The following is a 17,620-nucleotide window of genomic DNA, read 5'->3' on the forward strand; positions in this document are numbered from 1 at the left end:
TGCGTACTCACCGATGAGCACCGAGTCATAAAGGTCAGAGCCCTGAGGATTTCGCTCCGCTTCTCAAGAGAAGAAATCACCTGTTTCAGAACCCCATGAAATCGAAGAGCACAGGCAAATTTTCTTGAAACATGAGCCACCAGGTGGGTGCTCGAGGTTGACATGATCACAACCCCCATCCCTGATCGACATTCCCAAGACATCTCACCCGTGAAACGCCTCCACCCGCTTGTCGACACCATAGTGATCGCGCATCGCCATTCATCACCTCCTGAGATCTTGTCGATCTACTCCACGCTCGATACTGACAATCACCCGTGCAATACACCTGCCGCCAAAACAACACCTAGCCTGTAACACCACGCCCTGGCAAGGATAAAAAATTTCACAATTTTCGACCTGATCACGCTGCAGGCCACGGCTCCCGTGGCATTCAGCATCTCCACATTACAAGGATTGACAGGATTCTCCTACATGAAATATAGCTAATGTCTTACACGAAGACATTAAAGCCTCAGGGTTCTTCCTAGAATGTCAAGACATAAGAATGAAAGAATATGAAATCAAACTCAAAGTAGCAGCACCTTGTTTATACTTTCAAGCGGCAGTTCGCCCATCAGACGAACGCCAGTAAATTGGCCATGAAATCAAGGTGAAAAGCGGCGAAAAGGTGGGACAAAAAAACCGACACCACCTCTATCAAGATCATGATTTTTTCGTCAACTCGCCACGAAACGACTCATTCAAGAAGAAATAACATTTGGATGCCGAACATGATGGTTCGGGCATCTCTTACGTCACGGAGCCAACTGCGAGTAAAAAATGACAAGACCGCTCCCTCGGAAGAGCTCCGAAGCAACGGCCTTGAAGATGTAGAGGCGGCACCGAGGGCGTGCGATGCCGCGGGTAGATCAGACGGCGACCGGGCCGCCGTCGCTCTTCTGGATCACCACAGTGGCGGCCCGGGGGCGAACGCTACCTTGGGCGGCGACGGTGGCATCCTCGGCGGCGGGCCAGTTGCCGGGGTGCTGGATATTGATGAACAGGGCCGTGCGGTCCGGGGTGGCGAAGATCCCGGTCACCTCGCAGCCGTTCGGGCCCACGGCGAAGCGACGGAGCTGGCTCTGGTTGGCCGAACCGATGACCGCGGCACTCCCATCGCCAGGCGACACGCTCTGCGGTACCACCGCCAGCAGCTGGTCGTTGGTGGCCTCCGCCACGCCCGCGTAGCCATTGTCGGTCTGGATCCACAGGATGCCCTGCCCGTCGCCGCGATCGTCGTACCACAGGCCGTCGGGGCTGGCGAACTGGTTGCGCTCGGTCAGACCGGAGAGGTTGCCGGCATCATCGGCGGCGGCCCCGAACACGAACACTTCCCAGGAGAAGGCAGTATCCTCGCCCTCGCGCCAGCGAATGACCTGGCCGGCCTCGTTGTCGGCCCGCGGGTTGGGCGCATTGATCGGCGCAGTGGCATAGCCCACGCCGCGCTGTTCGATGCCCGCGCCGTCGTGGGTGAAGGTTGCCGCGGTGCCGTCTGCGGTGCGCTGAGAGTTGTTGGTCAGGGTCATGTAGACGTCGCCGGAGGCCGGGTCGACGGTGCCCCACTCGGGGCGGTCCATCGGCGTGGCGCCCAGCAGGTCCGCGGCGTCGCAGGTGTGGATGATCACCCCGGCCCGGTCGTCGGCGGCCAGGCCCAGCGCCTCGGCCAGGGTTCGACCGTCGGCAGTCACGGCGTCCGGGGTCAGCGGCAACCACTCGCCGCCACCGTCGGCGTCGAAGCGCGCCACGTAGAGCGTACCCTGGTCCATGTACTTGGCGCCCAGGGCCAGGCGATCGTATTCCTGCCCGGGGCGGTTGGCGTCGGCCGGATCCCAGCGGGCATCGGAGACGAACTTGTAGATGTACTCGTTGCGCGAGTCGTGGCCGGAGTAGAACACCACCGGCTCGCCGGCAACCAGCTTGCCCGGCCAGCAGCCCTCGTGGCGGAAGCGCCCGAGGGCGGTGCGCTTGACCGCTCGCGCGCCGCTGTAGGGATCGATCTCGACGATGTAGCCGAAGGTTCGCGGCTCGTTACGATAGTCGTCACCGGCCGTGTCGCCGCGCGGCGTGGCGTCGAAGCGGGAGAACTCGTCGTCGGCCTCGCCGTCTGCGGCAGCGGTCTCCCAGCCATAGCGACCGCGCTCCTCGGGGATGCCAAGGCGATCGTCGTCGGCCTGACGATCGGCGCGCTTGATGAAGTAGCCCGGCCAGTTCTCCTCGCAGGTCAGGTAGGTACCCCAGGGCGTGAAGCCGTTGGCACAGTTGTTGTTGGTGCCGCGGGTACGGGTGCCGTCCGGCGAGAACCGCGTCCTGACGTATTCACTGCCGGCCACCGGGCCGCCCAGCGCCATCTCGGTGGCACTGGTGATGCGGCGGTTGTAGGGTGAGTCGGTCACGTGGGACCAGCGGCCCTGCTCGTCCTTGCGGACTTCCACCACGGTCACACCATGGGCATTGATCTCGGTGCGGGCCTCGTCGGCCGGGCGTGCGCCCTCGCTGGCATTGGTGGCGCCACCGCGGGCGGCCCACAGCGCAGCCTGATCGATGTACTCGTTATTCATCGCCAGCAGGAAGCGACGCGAGGCGTTCGCCTCGTCCAGGGCGAAGGCATGCATGCCATCGTGATGCATGCCGACGCTGTTGGCCTGCCCCTCCGGAGTGGGGTCCAGGTCCTCGCGCCAGGCCGGCGCCTTGTCGTTGAGCGGGGTGCCCCAGGGCAGCAACACCTGGGCCCGATAGCCTTCGGGCACCACGATGGCATCGCTACGCGAACCGGCGATGGATTCGAACGCCAGCGCCAGCGGCGACCTGGTCGCCCCGGCCGATTCGGCATGGGCCAGGCGACTGCCGACGAGCCCGAAGCCGCCCAGCATGGTCATGGCGGCCATGCCGAGCCCACCCTGCATGACGCGCCGCCGAGACACATGGCGCTCGAGCACCGAGGAGAAGGGTTCGTTCGTGCTGCGGTTGAGAATCCGCGGGTCTTCGATTTCCTTGCTCATGATCTTCCTCACTAGTGACAACGATCCTGCGCCATGCGGTCGGATCGCCGCACGGTCGCGTGTCGCGAACATTAGCGAGAAAAGGTGACGGTCGAGTGACCGGCACATGATCGACGGGCCGGACAGGCCCGCCGATCGGGGATCAGGCGCCCTGGCGCAGGCGCTCCGCGGCGTTCGTCAGCAGATGCTCGGTGGTCTCCCAGCCGATGCAGGCGTCGGTGACCGAGACCCCGTGGCGCAGCTTGCCCGGCGCCAGCGACTGCTTGCCCTCGTGGAGGTGGCTCTCGAGCATCAGCCCCATCAGCGAGGCGTCCCCCGCCAGACGCTGCCCCAGCACGTCGAGCATCACCTCGCTCTGGCGGCGGTGGTCCTTGCGGGCGTTGGCATGGCTGCAGTCGACCATCAGTCGCGGCGACTGGCCGGCTTCTTCCAGAGTGCGACGCGCCGCCGCCACCTGGGGCGCGCGGAAGTTAGGCTCGCCGTGGCCGCCACGCAACACCGCGTGGGTGTGGGAGTTGCCAGGCGTCTCGCGCATCATCGGCCGGCCGTCCGCTCCCATGGCGAAATGCTGGTGAGGATGCGCCGCGGCACGCATGGCATCCACTGCCACCTGCAGGTCGCCGCTGGTGGCATTCTTGAAGCCGACCACCGCCTCGAGGCCGCTGGCCAGCTCGCGGTGTAGCTGGGATTCGGTGGTGCGGGCGCCGATCGCCACCCAGCTCAGCAGGTCGTCGAGGTAGGGCGCCAGCATCGGCTGCAGCAGCTCGGTGGCCACCGGCAGGCCCAGCTCGGCGATCTCGCGCATCAGCGAGCGCGACAGCTCGAGGCCGCGCGCCAGGTCGCCGCTGCCGTCCAGGTCCGGGTCGTAGGCCAGGCCCTTCCAGCCGACGGTGGTGCGCGGCTTCTCGACATAGACGCGCATCACCAGCAGCAGCCGATCCTCGACCGCAGGCGCCAACGCGGCCAGCCGGTGGGCGTACTCGAGGGCCGCCTCGGGATCGTGGATCGAACAGGGGCCGACCACTACCAGCAGCCGGTCGTCGTGGCCGGCGAGGATATCGCGTATGGCCTGGCGCTGGCCGGCGATGCGCCGGGCGAGCGCCGGTTCGAGCGGCAGGGCCCGGTGAAGTTCCGCTGGCGTGGGCAGAACAGCGTGGGCGGTACGGGTCGGAGCGGGCTCCGAGTGAGAAGCGAGAGAAACTGGGGCGTTCATAGGGGCATCAACTCCGTGAGCGGGAACATCGGGGTGTGGTCATGCCACCGGCAAGCTCACGGTCGGAGGTGGCGCACTGACCCGACCGCATGTCGATAAATCGCCAGCCATAGCCGTAATAGTCCCGGCCCTGGGGGCGAAACTCGGCGTGGGCGCGATCGAATGCGGTCATGGGTCATCTCCTCGGAATGATGGTGTTGAAAACGCAGAACCCCCGGGCGGGGTTGCCGTCCGGGGGTTCTGCATGTCGGAGGCAACCCTGGGCGGGGCGTGCCTCGCGGCGTCGTCCTGTGCTGTCAGGAACCGGCCGCCGGCACGCCGTCGCTAAACCAGTAGCCCGGCCAATAATAGCTGGCACCAAAGACGCTCTCGTGACCACGAGCCATCGACGCCGAATCGGCGGTCGGCGCAAGGCGTGTGGTGGTGAGCGGGCTCGGTGTCATGGGCGGTCTCTCCTGTGTACTCGCATTATCCTGCCCTCTCGCGGGCGGGATGACAAGGCTCCGTCAGCCGGTGGCCAGCTGAACCCAGGCAATGGTGGCCGGCAGGCAGCTCATTCCGACCAGCACCGCCAGGCCCAGAACCACCGCCAGCATGCCGCTGTCGTCCTTGAAGCTTTCATCATGTCCCGTCATCGGAGGCTCCTCTCTGTTGGAATTTTTTTGCAGTCTAGCGAAGGTGACGCCCGCCATCGACCGGTAGCGTGACGCCCGTCACGTAGCGGTTGTCGAGCAGGTAGCGCAGGCTCTGGTGAATGACGCCGGGCCCGGGGATCATGTCCATCGCCGACTTGGCCCTGGCCTTCTCGGCGTAGGCCTCGTCGTCGTCCTCGTTGAGCATGATCATCGCCGGGGCAATGGCGTTGACCTGGATCGTCGGTGCATACATGGCGGCGAACGACAGGGTCAGGTTCTCGAGCCCGGCCTTGGTGGCGGCATAGGCGGCGTGCTTGCGCGAGCCCTTGTCCGCCACGTAGTCGGTCATGTGCACGATGTCGCGCATCGGTTCGCTGCAGGCTTCGAGTAATGAGCGGGCGCCAAGGTTGATCAGATAGGGCGCCAGCATGTGCACCCGGAACAGTCGCTCGAAGTTGTCGCCGGCCTCGGGGCCGTCGACGTCCGGTGCCCAGTCGCTGGCGTTGTGGACGATGGCGCGCAGCGAGGTGGTCTCGGCGCGCAGTCGCTCGAGAAAATCCTCGATGCCGGCCTGAGTGGAAAAGTCGGCTTGCAGGGTGACGATGCCTCGGCCGCGCAGCGTCTCGAGCTCCTCGCGCTCGCGACGGTAGCTGACGATCACCGGGTGCCCCTCGTCACGCAGCCGCTCGGCGCAGTGGCGGCCCAGCCGCTGGGCGCCGCCGGTGATCAGGATCGGCGAAGCGCTCATGCCCGCGTCTCCCTCACCAGGCTGCCCACCGTAGGCACCAGCGGATCGCGAGGCGCATAGGCGAAGACGTCGGAGAACACCCGTGAGGGCTCGAGCCCCAGCGACGCCAGGACATCGACGCAGGCATAGACCATGCCGGGCGAGCCGGAGAGGTAGACGTCATGGCCGGAGACGTCGACGTCGTCGAGGGCTTCGCCCAGGGCGGCGTCGATGCGGCCGGCATGCCCCTGGATGCGCTCGGCGGCGAAGGCCGGGTCCATGCCCTGCTCGCTGACGCCGTGGAAGGTCACGTTCGGGTGCTGGGCGGCCCACTCCCGCGCCAGGCTCTCCAGGTAGAGCTCGCGGCGCTCCTTGGCCGCCCACCACAGGGAGATCTCGCGCTCGGGGTCGGCATGCAGTGCAGCCTCGACGATGGCCTTCATCTGGGCGAAGCCGGTGCCGGCGGCCACCAGCAGCAGCGGGCGGACGCTGTCCGGATCGAGCACGCAGTCGCCGCCGGGCAGGCGCAGGGTCAGGTGCTGGGCTTCCACCAGCAGCTCGCGCAGCCGCGCCGAGTTGGAGCGCTCGGGCCAGTGCTGGATATGCAGTTCCAGGCGGCCGTCGCCGCCGTGGGCGTTGGCGATGGAGAACGGCACCCAGGTCTCGGGGTCCAGCTGCATCTCCAGGTACTGGCCGGGCGCATGGGCCATGGCTTCGGCGCGGCCCTCCAGGTGAACTCGGAAGACGTCGGGGGTGAGGTCCTCGACCTCGACGACCTGACAGGTCAGGGTCCTTGCCGTCATGAATGCCTCTTGTCGATGTCAGGGGTGTCGATGCCCAGTTCGGCCCAGCGTTCGCTGACGCGGGCCTTGACGGCCGCGTCCATGACGATGGGCGTGCCCCATTCGCGATCGGTTTCACCGGGCCACTTGTCGGTGGCATCCAGGCCCATCTTGGAGCCCAGCCCCGCCACCGGCGAGGCGAAATCCAGATAGTCGATGGGGGTGTTCTCCACCATCACGGTATCCCGCGCGGGGTCCATGCGGGTGGTGATGGCCCAGATCACGTCTTCCCAGCGGCGAGCGTCGACGTCGTCGTCGAGCACCACCACGAACTTCGTGTACATGAACTGGCGCAGGAAGCTCCACACGCCCATCATCACTCGTTTGGCATGGCCGGGGTACTGCTTCTTCATGGTCACCACCGCCATGCGGTAGGAGCAGCCCTCCGGGGGCAGGTAGAAGTCGACGATCTCGGGAAACTGGCGACGCAGGATGGGCACGAAGACCTCGTTGAGCGCCAGGCCCAGGATCGCCGGTTCGTCCGGCGGACGGCCAGTGTAGGTGGAGTGATAGATGGCATCGCGGCGCATGGTCATGCGCGTCACGGTGAACACCGGGAAGGTCTCCACCTCGTTGTAATAGCCGGTGTGGTCGCCGTAGGGGCCTTCCGGGGCGGTATCGTCGGGGTACAGGAAGCCTTCGAGGATGATTTCGGCGGACGCCGGCACCTCGAGGTCGGCGTGGCCGCACTGGACCAGCTCGGTGCGCGAGCCCCTCAGCAGGCCGGCGAAGGCATACTCGGCGAGACTGTCCGGCACTGGCGTCACCGCGCCAAGGATGGTCGCCGGATCGGCGCCCAGCGCCACCGCCACCGGGAAGGGCTCGCCGGGGTGCGCCTGGCACCACTCCTGGAAATCCAGGGCGCCGCCGCGATGCGACAGCCAGCGCATGATCAGGCGATTGCGCGACAGCTTCTGCTGGCGGTAGATCCCCAGATTCTGGCGCTTCTTGTTGGGTCCTCGAGTGACCACCAGCGGCCAGGTCACCAGCGGCGCCGCGTCACCCGGCCAGCAGTGCTGGATGGGCAGGCGGTCAAGATCGACGTCATCGCCTTCCAGCACCACCTCCTGCACCGGCGCACGCTTGAGCCGCTTGGGCCCCATGCTCATGACCTGCTTGTAGACCGGCAGCTTGTCCAAGGCATCGCGGAAGCCCTTGGGCGGCTCCGGCTCCTTGAGGAAAGCCAGCAGCTCGCCGACCTCGCGCAGCGCGCTGACCGAATCCTGGCCCATGCCCATGGCGACTCGCTTCGGCGTGCCGAAGAGGTTGCCGAGCAGCGGCATGTCATGGCCCTTGACGTTCTCGAACAGCAGCGCCGGCCCGCCCGCCTGCAGGGTGCGATCGCAGATCTCGGTAATTTCCAGGTAGGGATCCACCTCGGCAGTGACGCGCTTGAGCTCGCCCTGTGCTTCCAGCGCGGCGATGAACTCGCGCAGGTCCTTGTACTTCATGCGGCCTTCCCGTTTCCCGAACGACACTCACGCAAAAGGGGCAGCATACCATGCTGCCCCTTCGGGATGCTGCGCCTGGCCGCCATGAGCCCGACCTCTGACATGTCGAGCTCGGTTAGCTGGCCATCGACAACGCTCGACTCGAACCTGAGGAAGCGTGGCGAGGGCCGCCGCGCAAGCAAGCATTTCCAGACAACGTGCACCGAGGCGTTGAGAGCTGGCCGTTGCGAGCGAAGACGAGACAAGGCGGAAAACAGCGAAAGTGCGGAGTTTACTCTAGTAAATGAGCCGCTTGACCGAGCTGGCGCACCAGCTGTTTTCCAACGCCGTATCGTCGAGCGCAGCAGGCCAGGATCAACGTCTTTTCATGGCCTCGAAGAACTCGAGGTTGGTCTTGGTATCCTTCAGACGATCGATCAGGAACTCGGTGGCCGCGGTATCGTCCATCGGGTTGAGCAGCTTGCGCAGGATCCACATGCGCTGCATCTCGTCCTCGGAGGCGATCAGGTCCTCGCGGCGGGTGCCGGAGCGGCGGATGTTGAGGGCCGGGTAGACGCGCTTCTCGGCGAGCTTGCGGTCCAGGTGGGCCTCCATGTTGCCGGTGCCCTTGAACTCCTCGAAGATCACCTCGTCCATCTTGGAGCCTGTGTCGACCAGCGCCGTGGCGATGATGGTCAGGCTGCCGCCCTCCTCGATGTTGCGCGCCGCGCCGAAGAAGCGCTTGGGCTTCTCCAGGGCGTGGGCATCGACACCGCCGGTGAGCACCTTGCCGGAGGACGGCACCACGGTGTTGTAGGCACGCGCCAGGCGGGTGATGGAATCGAGCAGGATCACCACGTCCTTCTTGTGCTCGACCAGGCGCTTGGCCTTCTCGATCACCATCTCGGCGACCTGCACATGGCGCGCCGGCGGCTCGTCGAAGGTCGAGGCCACCACTTCGCCACGCACGGTGCGTGACATCTCGGTGACCTCTTCCGGGCGCTCGTCGATCAGCAACACGATCAGGTGGCACTCGGGATTGTTGCGCGTGATGGAGGTCGCGATGTTCTGCAGCATCAGCGTCTTGCCCGCCTTGGGAGGCGAGACGAGCAGGCCGCGCTGGCCCTTGCCGATGGGAGCGGTGAGGTCGATGATCCGTGCCGTGAGGTCCTCGGTGGAGCCGTTGCCGATCTCCATGCGCAGCCGCTCCTGGGGGAACAGCGGCGTGAGGTTCTCGAAGAGGATCTTGTGCTTGGCGTTCTCCGGCTTGTCGAAGTTGATCTCGCTGACCTTCAACAGCGCGAAGTAACGTTCCCCTTCCTTGGGCGGACGAATCTTGCCGGAAATGGAGTCGCCCTTGCGCAGGTTGAAGCGCCGAATCTGAGAGGGCGACACGTAGATGTCATCGGGGCCGGCCATGTAGGAACTGTCGGCACTGCGCAGGAAGCCGAACCCGTCCTGCAGGATCTCCAGCACGCCATCGCCGTAGATGGCCTCGCCGCTCTTGGCGTGCTTCTTGAGGATGGCGAAGATGATGTCCTGCTTGCGGGAACGCGCCAGGTTGTCGATGCCCATCTCGCGGGCAATCTCCAGGAGTTCCGGCACGGGCTTTTGCTTGAGTTCGGTAAGATTCATCGGTGTGTTCAGAAGTTGCTCGTGAAAGCCGGGCAGTCGTGCGCCGTATGGGAAAAGAGGCGAGACGTTAACGCCGCGTGGATGCGTTCAGAGCCCGGACAGGCTGCTTCTCGTCGAATGCGATTCATGGACACCGGCGGGCAACCGAAGGGATGCCGGGCCAGTCTCAAAGCGAGGGAGCAGGTTCGTTTTCGCCTGAATCAGCGCATCGGGCCGAAGGCCTACAGCGTGGGCTGATTGCAGTGGGCTATCTGACGACTTGAAAAGTGACCGGGGCGAGCTCGCCATGCGCGGTCGGAAAGCATTCGGAACAGGCGAACGACTCGATACTAGTCAAGGCCGAAGCGAAACGCAATACCCGGCATGTCCTCTGCCAGAGCGATTGACAAGCCCGATAGGCACCCGCAACCTTTGGCCAGTCACCCTGAAGGACCCGCCATGACAGCGCCCAAGGACCGATTCGCCGCCGATAACGGCACGCCCGACCACGCTCCCCGACGCCTCGCCGCCATTGACCTCGGCTCCAACAGCTTCCATTTGCTGGTGGCCAATTACCAGGACGACCGCCTGCAGGTGGTCGCGCGCCAGGGCGACAAGGTCCAGTTGGCGGCCGGCCTCGGCGATGACGGCCTGCTCGACGAGGCCGCCATGACCCGCGCCCTGGACTGCCTGGCCCGCTTCGCCCCCTTCCTGGAGGGCATCGCGCCGCGAGACCTGCGGGTGGTCGGCACCAACGCCCTGCGCGACGCTGACAACAGCCAGGAATTTATCGACCGCGCCGAAGCGCTGCTCGGCACCCGCATCGAGATCATCGCCGGTCGCGAGGAAGCTCGTCTCATCTACCTGGGCGCCGCCCAGGCGGTAGCCGAGGAGGGCCGGCGCCTGATCGTCGACATCGGCGGCGGCTCCACCGAGTTCATCATCGGCGAAAACTTCGAGCCCCAGGCGCTGGAAAGCCTGAGCATGGGCTGCGTGACCTTCACGCGGCGCTTTTTCGATACCGGCGAGCTCACCGAGAAGCGCATGCGCCGCGCCGAGCTGGCCGCGCTGTCCGAACTCGCCAACATCCAGAAGCCCTTCCAGAAGCTCGGCTGGAGCGATCCGGTCGGCTCCAGCGGCACTATCAAGGCCGCCGCCGCGGCGATTGCCGCCGCCGGCCAGTCCCCCGAAGGCGTTATCACTCGCGCGGGCCTGCAGGATCTGCGCAAGCGGCTGCTCAAGTGCAAGCGCCTGGACAAGGTTGCCATGGACGGCCTCAAGGCCGACCGCGCCAGGGTATTCCCCGCCGGCATCGCCATTCTGGGCGCCATCTTCGAGGCCTTCGAGCTGGAGGAGATGCGCTATTCGGACGGCGCCCTGCGCGAAGGCGTGCTCTACGACATGGCGGGACGCAACAGTCCCGAGGACTCGCGACTCAAGACCCTGGCCAATCTCGAGCGAATCTACGGCGTCGATACCCGGCAGGCCGACAATGTCGCCGCCACGGCCCTGGCCTTGTTCGACCGGGTCCGTGAGGCATGGCAACTGGACGACGACCAGGCGCGCTTTCTCGAGTGGGCAAGCCGGCTCCACGAGATCGGCCTGGCCATTTCCCACAGCCAGTTCCATCGCCACGGCGCCTACCTGCTGGAACACTCCGACCTGGCCGGTTTCTCACGGCCGGAGCAACGGCTGCTGGCCTTCCTGGTCCGCGCCCACCGGCGCAAGTTTCCGGTCAAGGAGTGGCAGGCACTGCCCACGGCCGAGCAATGCCCCCATGGACGGCTGGCCCGCCTGCTGCGTCTGGCGGTGATTCTCAACCACTCTCGGCCCGAGCATCCTCCGGCCCTGCCCGACCTCGAGGTCGACGGCGAAGCGCTGGTCCTGCGCCTGACCATCGAAGAGCCGAGCCTGCTGTTCGCCGACCTGGAACAGGAAATCGCCTATCAGCGGGCCGCCGACCTGAACCTGGCCCTCGCCACCGACTGAGTCCGCTCAGTCGGGGCGCCAACCCTCGGCACAGGCCAGCCAGCCCGAGGGGCGCCCTACTGCGACGACCCGCTCACCGTGCCAGGCCACCAGCAGTCCGGCACGCTCCCACGGTGGCAATGCCCACTCCTGGCATAGCCGCTTGATATCACGATTGCCGCGTCCCTCCAGGCGCAGGCGCTCGCCACCGAGTCGCGGCGCCAGCACCAGCGCCGCCGGCCGCCCGTCCTCGCGAACCAGCTCGGAGACGAGCATTCCCAGCGGCGTGGGAATCGACGCACGACCATCCCACTCGGCGCGCCACTCGGCCGGCAGCGACGCGACCGGCGCCAGCAGATAGAGCGCGCCCCGCCAGACACGCGCCTCGCCGCCTTCCCAGGAGACACGCACCTCGGCGTCACGGCGCGCCTCGAGCTGCTCGAGCAGGGTCGCCAGGCGAGCGGCGGGCGGCGATGGCACTCCCTGCCGACCCAGGCAGTGACGAATCAGCAGCCGCCGGCGCGGCGGCGAAAGGCGCGACAGGGCCGCGACCGGCAAACGCCCGGGATCGCCGGAGAGCCGAGCCAGATCCTCGGCGGCAAACTCTTCGAGCAGGCCGTCGGCTTCGCCGGCAAGCCGAGCGCTGCGCGCCAGCGACGCACCGGCGACCGGCCAGCGCTCGGCCAGCAGCGGCAGCGCCCGATGGCGCAGGAAGTTGCGATCCAGGCGAGTGTCGGCGTTGCTTGGATCCTCGACCCAGCAAAGCCTCAGACGCGAGGACTCGGCCTTCAGCGCCGCGCGAGAGACGTCGAGCAGCGGGCGGACGAGGCAACGTCCCTCGAGGTTTCGCACCGCCGGCATGGCGCCGAGCCCGCGTGGGCCGGCGCCGCGCAGCGCCGCCAGCAGGAAGGTCTCGGCCTGGTCGTCGCGATGCTGGGCCAGCCACAGGGTCTCACCGGCGCCGACGCGGCGGGCGAAGGCCGCATAGCGGGCGACCCGCGCCTCGCCCTCCAACCCCCGCCCCGCCGAGACGTCGACCGCCGCGCGCTCCACGTAGAGAGGCACCCCAAGCCGGGCGCAGAGCCGCCGACAGTGACGCTCGAAATCGTCACCGGCGGCCTGCAGGCCGTGATGCACGTGCAGCGCCCGCAGCGGCCGCGGATAACGCCGGCAGGCATCCGCAGCCAGGGTCAGCAGCAATGCGGAATCGAGCCCGCCGGACAGCGCCACCCAGACACCGCGCCCCGGCGGGGTCTGGGCCAGGGCGCGGTCGATCGTGCGTTGCAGGGGAGAAGACGAGAGGCTCATGGACAGGGAGACCGCTCAGGCATGTTGAAGGGAAAACTTCCCCAAGCCAGATACCGGCAGCGAATGCCCCTCAGAGCCAGCGCCCTCTTCGAGCGAAGGCAAGACAAGGCAAAAATCGGCGAAAAGACGGAGTTTACAAGTTAGTAAATGAGTACTTTGAGCCGATTTTTAACGCCGTATGGCCGAGCGCAGAAAGGGCTTTACACAGGAGCGCCGTAGGACATCAGCCGCTGGTACCGCCGCTCGAGCAGCTCATCGGTCTCCATGCCACCCAACCGGTCGAGGCTCTCCGTCAGGGCGGTGCGGATGCGCTCGGCGGTGCCCCTCGGCTGGCGATGGGCGCCACCGAGCGGCTCGGGGATCAGGGTATCGACGAAGCCCAGCTCCTTGAGGCGCTCGGCGGTGATACCCATGGCCTGGGCGGCATCTGACGCCTTCTCCGCGCTCTTCCACAGGATGGAGGCGCAGCCTTCGGGAGAAATCACCGAATAGGTGGAATACTGCAGCATGGCCAGCTCGTCGCAGACGCCGATGGCCAGCGCGCCGCCGGAGCCGCCCTCGCCCACCACGGTGGCAACGATCGGCGTCTTGAGCCGCGACATCACCGCCAGGTTGTAGGCGATCGCTTCACTCTGGCCGCGCTCCTCGGCGTCGATGCCCGGATAGGCGCCCGGGGTGTCGATGAAGGTCAGCACCGGCATCTTGAAGCGCTCGGCCATCTCCATCAGACGGCAGGCCTTGCGGTAGCCCTCGGGGCGCGGCATGCCGAAGTTGCGGCGCACCTTCTCCTTGACGTCGCGGCCCTTCTGGTGACCGATGACCATCACCGGCTTGTCATCGAGCCTGGCCACGCCACCAACGATGGCGGCGTCATCGGCGAAGTTGCGATCGCCGTGCAGCTCGTCGAAGTCGGTGAAGACGTAGTCCAGATAGTCGAGGGTGTAGGGCCGCTGCGGGTGGCGCGACAGCTGGGACACCTGCCACGGCGTCAGATCCTTGAAGATCGACTCGGTCAGCTTGCGACTCTTCTCCTCGAGCCGGCCGATCTCGTCGCTCAGGTTGACCTGGCTGTCGTTGCCGACCAGGCGCAGTTCCTCGATCTTGGCCTGGAGCTCGGCGATGGGCTGTTCGAAGTCTAGGTAGTTGGGGTTCATGGGCTAGCCTTGTCTCGTCGGCCGGAGAGGCGACCGGGGGGAAGCGTCAAATGCAGTGCATTATCGCACCCTGACACGTCCACGCAAGGCGGGCCAGGGCGGATGCACATTGTCTGTTCTCACGGCCCAGTGTTCTCGCGGTCTCAACGGTAGCGCAGCCGCACGCCGTCCTGGCCCTCGACCTCGCGCAGGGCGATCAGCAGCTCGTCGGAGGGGGTGACCTTCCACTCTTCGGCCAGCTCCAGCCAGCCGCTGGCTTCGGGGTTTCGATAGCGCAGTCGCACCGGCAGCCCGGCGTCGTTGCGATAGGGGGCCAGGCTGTCGCGCAGGCTGTCCACCAGACGGCCGTTGGCCTTCTCGCCATCCAGCGCCAGCTCCACCGCCTGGCCATAGCGGGTGCGCGCCTCGACCATGGGCGTGATCTCCTTGCCGCGCAGGCGCAGCCCCCCCGAATAGTCGTCGCTCTGCACTTCGCCCTCGACGATCAGCACCTGGTCGGTATCGAGCTGTCCGCGCACGGCATCGAACAGCTCGCCGAACAGCGAGGCCTCGATGCGCCCGGTACGATCATCCAGGGTGACGAAGGCCATGGTATCGCCGCGCTTGGACTTCATGGTGCGCATGCCCACCACCAGCCCGGCGACCCGCTGGGGTTCCCGGGACGGCTTGAGATCGGCGATGCGCGTGGAGACGAAGCGCTCCAGTTCCTTCTCGTACTCGTCGATGGGGTGGCCGGTGAGATAGAGCCCCAGGGTATCCTTCTCGCCGGCCAGGCGCTCCTTGTCGGTCCAGTCGCGCACCCGGCGATAGTCGGCATAGACGTCGCTGTCGGCCTCCTCGTCCGAGGCGGCAAAGGCCTCGCCGAACATGTCCATCATGCCCAGGTTCTGGTTGGCCTGGTTCTGGGCCGCGGCCTTGAGGGCAGCCTCCAGCGAGGCGGCCATCACCGCGCGGCTCGGCCCCAGGTTGTCCAGCGCCCCGGAACGGATCAGCGCCTCCAGGGTGCGCTTGTTCATGCGCTTGGGGTCGACCCGCTTGCAGAAATCGAACAGGTCGCGGAAGGCGCCGCCCTCCTGGCGGGCCTCGACGATGGCACCGATCGGGCCTTCGCCGACGCCGCGAATGGCGCCCAGGCCATAGACCACGCGCCCCTCGTCGTCGACGGTGAACTTGTAGCCACCGACGTTGACGTCCGGCGGGGTCACCGTGAGCTTGAGATGGCGACACTCCTCGATCAGCGGCACCACCTTGTCGAGGTTGTCCATCTCGGTGGACATCACCGCCGCCATAAAGGGCCCAGGGTAATGGGCTTTTAACCAAGCGGTTTGATACGACACCAGGCCATAGGCCGCGGAGTGCGACTTGTTGAAGCCGTAGCCGGCGAATTTTTCCACCAGGTCGAAGATATTGCCCGCGAGATCCTTGTCGATACCGTTCTCGGCACAGCCTTCCATGAAGCCGGCCCGCTGCTTGGCCATCTCCTCGGGCTTCTTCTTGCCCATGGCGCGACGCAGCATGTCGGCCTGGCCCAGGCTGTAGCCGGCCATCACCTGAGCGATCTGCATCACCTGCTCCTGGTACAGGATGATGCCGTAGGTGGGCTCGAGCACCGGCTTGAGCAACTCGTGCTGGTAGTCCGGATGGGGATAGGAGATCTCGGCCCGGCCGTGCTTGCGGTTGATGAAGTCGTCGACCATGCCCGACTGCAGCGGCCCGGGGCGGAACAGCGCCACCAGGGCGATCATGTCCTCCAGCGAGTCTGGCAGCAGGCGCTTGATCAGCTCCTTCATGCCGCGGGATTCGAGCTGGAACACCGCCGTGGTCTCGGCCTTCTTGAGCATCTCGAAGGTCGGCTTGTCGTCCAGCGGGATGCCGTCGATGTCGAGCGGCCCCTGCCCTTCCACGGCGCGAACCTTGTCGACCATCTCCAGCGCCCAGTCGATGATGGTCAGGGTGCGCAGGCCCAGGAAGTCGAACTTGACCAGCCCGGCGTCCTCGATGTCGTTCTTGTCGAACTGCACCACCAGCCCGTTACCGTCCTCGTCGCACAGCAGCGGCGAGAAGTCGGTGAGCTTGGTCGGCGCGATCACCACGCCGCCGGCGTGCTTGCCGGTGCCGCGGGTGATGCCCTCGAGTTTCACCGCCATGTCCCAGATTTCCTGGGCTTCCTCGTCGGCCTCGAGGAAGTCCTTGAGCTGGGGTTCGTCCTCGATCGCCTTGGCCAGCGTCATGCCGACTTCGAAGGGAATCAGCTTGGAGAGCTTGTCGCCCAGCGAGTAGGGCTTGCCCTGGGCGCGGGCCACGTCGCGCACTACCGCCTTGGCGGCCATGGTGCCGAAGGTGACGATCTGCGAGACGGCGTCGCGGCCATAGCGCTCGGCCACGTAGTCGATCACCCGGTCGCGCTTCTCCATGCAGAAGTCGACGTCGAAGTCGGGCATCGAGACCCGCTCCGGGTTGAGGAAGCGCTCGAACAGCAGGTCGTACTCAAGCGGATCCAGATCGGTGATCTTCTGGGCGTAGGCCACCAGCGAGCCGGCACCGGACCCCCGTCCCGGGCCCACCGGGACGTCGTTGTCCTTGGCCCACTGGATGAAGTCCATCACGATCAGGAAATAGCCCGGAAAGCCCATCTGCAGGATGATGTCGAGCTCAAAGTCGAGCCGCTTGCGGTAGCGAGCATCGATCTCGGCGTACTCGGCGCCGTCGCGGGGGTAGTTTTCCGCCGGGTAGAGGAAGTCCAGACGCTCGGTCAGACCGTCGTGGGAGATCTTGCGGAAGAACTCCTCCTGGGTCATGCCCTCGGGGATGCCGTACTCCGGCAGGAAGATCTCGCCCAGGCGCACGTCGACGTTGCAGCGCGCGGCGATCATCACGCTGTTTTCCAGCGCTTCGGGGATGTCCGCGAACAGCTCGGCCATTTCCTCGGGGCTCTTGAAGTACTGTTCCTCGGTGTAGCGACGCTCGCGACGCGGGTCGTCCAGGGCCTTGCCCTCGCCGATCGAGACCCGGGTCTCATGGGCCCAGAAGTCCTCGCGTTCGAGGAAGCGCACGTCGTTGGTGGCCACCACCGGAGTGTCGGTCGCCACGGCCAGATCCACCGAGAGGTGTACGCACTCCTCCTCCAGCGCCCGCCCGGTGCGGGTCAGCTCCAGGTAGTAGCGCCCCGGGAAGGCGGCCTGCCATTCCTCGAGCAGGGCCCGCGCCTCGGCGTGATGGTCGGTCAGCAGATGGCGACCGACGTCGCCCTCGCGGCCGCCGGAAAGCGCGATCAGCCCCTCGCTCTGCTCGAGAACCCAGCGCCGCTCCAGCAGCCCCTGGCCATCCTTCTGGCCTTCCATCCAGCCCCGCGAGATCAGCTCGGTGAGATTGCGGTAGCCGACGTCGTTCATCGCCAGCAGCGTCAGCCGGTAAGGGTGCGCCTCGTCGTGGGGATTGGCGAGCCAGAAGTCACCGCCGATGATCGGCTTGAGGCCAGCCCCCTGGGCGCCGGTATAGAACTTGACCAGGGCGAAGAGATTGGCCTCGTCGGTGAGCGCCACCGCCGGCACACCCTGGCTGCCCGCCGCCTTGATCAGCGGCTTGAGACGCACCAGGCCATCGACCAGGGAGAATTCGCTGTGCACACGAAGATGAACGAAGGGAGCGGTCATGAGGGACTCGGAGCGTTGGTGAACAGGAAATCGGG

13 protein-coding genes are annotated in these 17,620 nt (G+C 66.1%); 1 reads left to right on the forward strand and 12 read right to left on the reverse strand.

Features of this window, described 5'->3' with window-relative positions:
• Positions 1-911 precede the first annotated feature (911 nt).
• From ACGTN6_RS09090 to rho, 9 genes are all read right to left on the reverse strand, one after another.
• Positions 912-3,041 (reverse strand): PhoX family protein, encoded by a 2,130-nt coding sequence (locus ACGTN6_RS09090; protein ID WP_394591124.1) that lies wholly within the window; start codon positions 3,039-3,041, stop codon positions 912-914.
• Positions 3,042-3,183: 142 nt separating this feature from the next.
• Complete coding sequence (locus tag ACGTN6_RS09095; RefSeq protein WP_394591125.1) at positions 3,184-4,254, reverse strand: 3-deoxy-7-phosphoheptulonate synthase; 1,071 nt, start codon at positions 4,252-4,254, stop codon at positions 3,184-3,186.
• A gap of 7 nt (positions 4,255-4,261) precedes the next feature.
• Positions 4,262-4,426 (reverse strand): hypothetical protein, encoded by a 165-nt coding sequence (locus ACGTN6_RS09100; protein WP_394591126.1) that lies wholly within the window; start codon positions 4,424-4,426, stop codon positions 4,262-4,264.
• Between the two features lie 124 nt (positions 4,427-4,550).
• Complete coding sequence (locus ACGTN6_RS09105) at positions 4,551-4,697, reverse strand: hypothetical protein (RefSeq protein ID WP_394591127.1); 147 nt, start codon at positions 4,695-4,697, stop codon at positions 4,551-4,553.
• Positions 4,698-4,760: 63 nt separating this feature from the next.
• Positions 4,761-4,889, reverse strand: a complete 129-nt coding sequence (locus ACGTN6_RS09110) for a hypothetical protein (protein ID WP_394591129.1) — start codon at positions 4,887-4,889, stop codon at positions 4,761-4,763.
• A gap of 34 nt (positions 4,890-4,923) precedes the next feature.
• On the reverse strand, positions 4,924-5,637 hold the full coding sequence (folM, locus tag ACGTN6_RS09115) for a dihydromonapterin reductase (protein WP_394591130.1): 714 nt from the start codon (positions 5,635-5,637) through the stop codon (positions 4,924-4,926).
• Positions 5,634-6,419, reverse strand: coding sequence for an NAD(P)H-flavin reductase (locus tag ACGTN6_RS09120; RefSeq protein ID WP_394591131.1), 786 nt, complete (start codon positions 6,417-6,419; stop codon positions 5,634-5,636). The genes folM and ACGTN6_RS09120 overlap by 4 nt, the downstream gene beginning before the upstream one ends.
• The gene (gene ubiD / locus ACGTN6_RS09125) at positions 6,416-7,909 is read right to left on the reverse strand and encodes a 4-hydroxy-3-polyprenylbenzoate decarboxylase (protein ID WP_394591132.1); all 1,494 of its coding nucleotides are present in this window, start codon (positions 7,907-7,909) and stop codon (positions 6,416-6,418) included. Before ubiD ends, ACGTN6_RS09120 begins: the two co-directional genes overlap by 4 nt.
• Before the next feature lie 354 nt (positions 7,910-8,263).
• Complete coding sequence (rho, locus tag ACGTN6_RS09130; RefSeq protein ID WP_016853467.1) at positions 8,264-9,523, reverse strand: transcription termination factor Rho; 1,260 nt, start codon at positions 9,521-9,523, stop codon at positions 8,264-8,266.
• A 438-nt stretch (positions 9,524-9,961) separates the two neighbouring features.
• On the opposite strand from rho, the gene ppx reads away from it, so the two are divergent.
• Positions 9,962-11,491: an exopolyphosphatase gene (gene ppx / locus ACGTN6_RS09135; RefSeq protein WP_394591134.1), complete on the forward strand. Its 1,530-nt coding sequence runs from the start codon at positions 9,962-9,964 to the stop codon at positions 11,489-11,491.
• A gap of 6 nt (positions 11,492-11,497) precedes the next feature.
• Here the strand turns inward: ppx and tilS are convergent, their stop codons facing one another.
• The 3 genes from tilS to dnaE all read right to left on the reverse strand — a co-directional run bounded on the left by tilS (position 11,498) and on the right by dnaE (position 17,585).
• Entirely contained in the window at positions 11,498-12,778 is a 1,281-nt protein-coding gene (gene tilS, locus ACGTN6_RS09140; protein WP_394591135.1) for a tRNA lysidine(34) synthetase TilS, read from the reverse strand.
• A gap of 200 nt (positions 12,779-12,978) precedes the next feature.
• Positions 12,979-13,932 (reverse strand): acetyl-CoA carboxylase carboxyltransferase subunit alpha, encoded by a 954-nt coding sequence (locus ACGTN6_RS09145; RefSeq protein WP_394591136.1) that lies wholly within the window; start codon positions 13,930-13,932, stop codon positions 12,979-12,981.
• Between the two features lie 143 nt (positions 13,933-14,075).
• Positions 14,076-17,585: a DNA polymerase III subunit alpha gene (gene dnaE, locus ACGTN6_RS09150; RefSeq protein WP_394591137.1), complete on the reverse strand. Its 3,510-nt coding sequence runs from the start codon at positions 17,583-17,585 to the stop codon at positions 14,076-14,078.
• Between the last annotated feature and the right edge of the window lie 35 nt (positions 17,586-17,620).

Origin of the sequence: Halomonas sp. B23F22_20, from assembly GCF_043496985.1 — a bacterium.
Lineage (GTDB): Bacteria > Pseudomonadota > Gammaproteobacteria > Pseudomonadales > Halomonadaceae > Halomonas.

Excerpts from the sequence above, each read along its gene's own strand:
- folM (WP_394591130.1), bottom strand. The coding sequence starts at position 5,637 with ATGAGCGCTTCGCCGATCCTGATCACCGGCGGCGCCCAGCGGCTGGGC.
- ACGTN6_RS09145 (WP_394591136.1), bottom strand. The coding sequence starts at position 13,932 with ATGAACCCCAACTACCTAGACTTCGAACAGCCCATCGCCGAGCTCCAG.
- ubiD (WP_394591132.1), bottom strand. The coding sequence starts at position 7,909 with ATGAAGTACAAGGACCTGCGCGAGTTCATCGCCGCGCTGGAAGCACAG.
- ppx (WP_394591134.1), top strand. The coding sequence starts at position 9,962 with ATGACAGCGCCCAAGGACCGATTCGCCGCCGATAACGGCACGCCCGAC.
- tilS (WP_394591135.1), bottom strand. The coding sequence starts at position 12,778 with ATGAGCCTCTCGTCTTCTCCCCTGCAACGCACGATCGACCGCGCCCTG.
- ACGTN6_RS09095 (WP_394591125.1), bottom strand. The coding sequence starts at position 4,254 with ATGAACGCCCCAGTTTCTCTCGCTTCTCACTCGGAGCCCGCTCCGACC.
- dnaE (WP_394591137.1), bottom strand. The coding sequence starts at position 17,585 with ATGACCGCTCCCTTCGTTCATCTTCGTGTGCACAGCGAATTCTCCCTG.
- ACGTN6_RS09120 (WP_394591131.1), bottom strand. The coding sequence starts at position 6,419 with ATGACGGCAAGGACCCTGACCTGTCAGGTCGTCGAGGTCGAGGACCTC.
- ACGTN6_RS09100 (WP_394591126.1), bottom strand. The coding sequence starts at position 4,426 with ATGACCGCATTCGATCGCGCCCACGCCGAGTTTCGCCCCCAGGGCCGG.
- ACGTN6_RS09110 (WP_394591129.1), bottom strand. The coding sequence starts at position 4,889 with ATGACGGGACATGATGAAAGCTTCAAGGACGACAGCGGCATGCTGGCG.
- ACGTN6_RS09105 (WP_394591127.1), bottom strand. The coding sequence starts at position 4,697 with ATGACACCGAGCCCGCTCACCACCACACGCCTTGCGCCGACCGCCGAT.
- ACGTN6_RS09090 (WP_394591124.1), bottom strand. The coding sequence starts at position 3,041 with ATGAGCAAGGAAATCGAAGACCCGCGGATTCTCAACCGCAGCACGAAC.
- rho (WP_016853467.1), bottom strand. The coding sequence starts at position 9,523 with ATGAATCTTACCGAACTCAAGCAAAAGCCCGTGCCGGAACTCCTGGAG.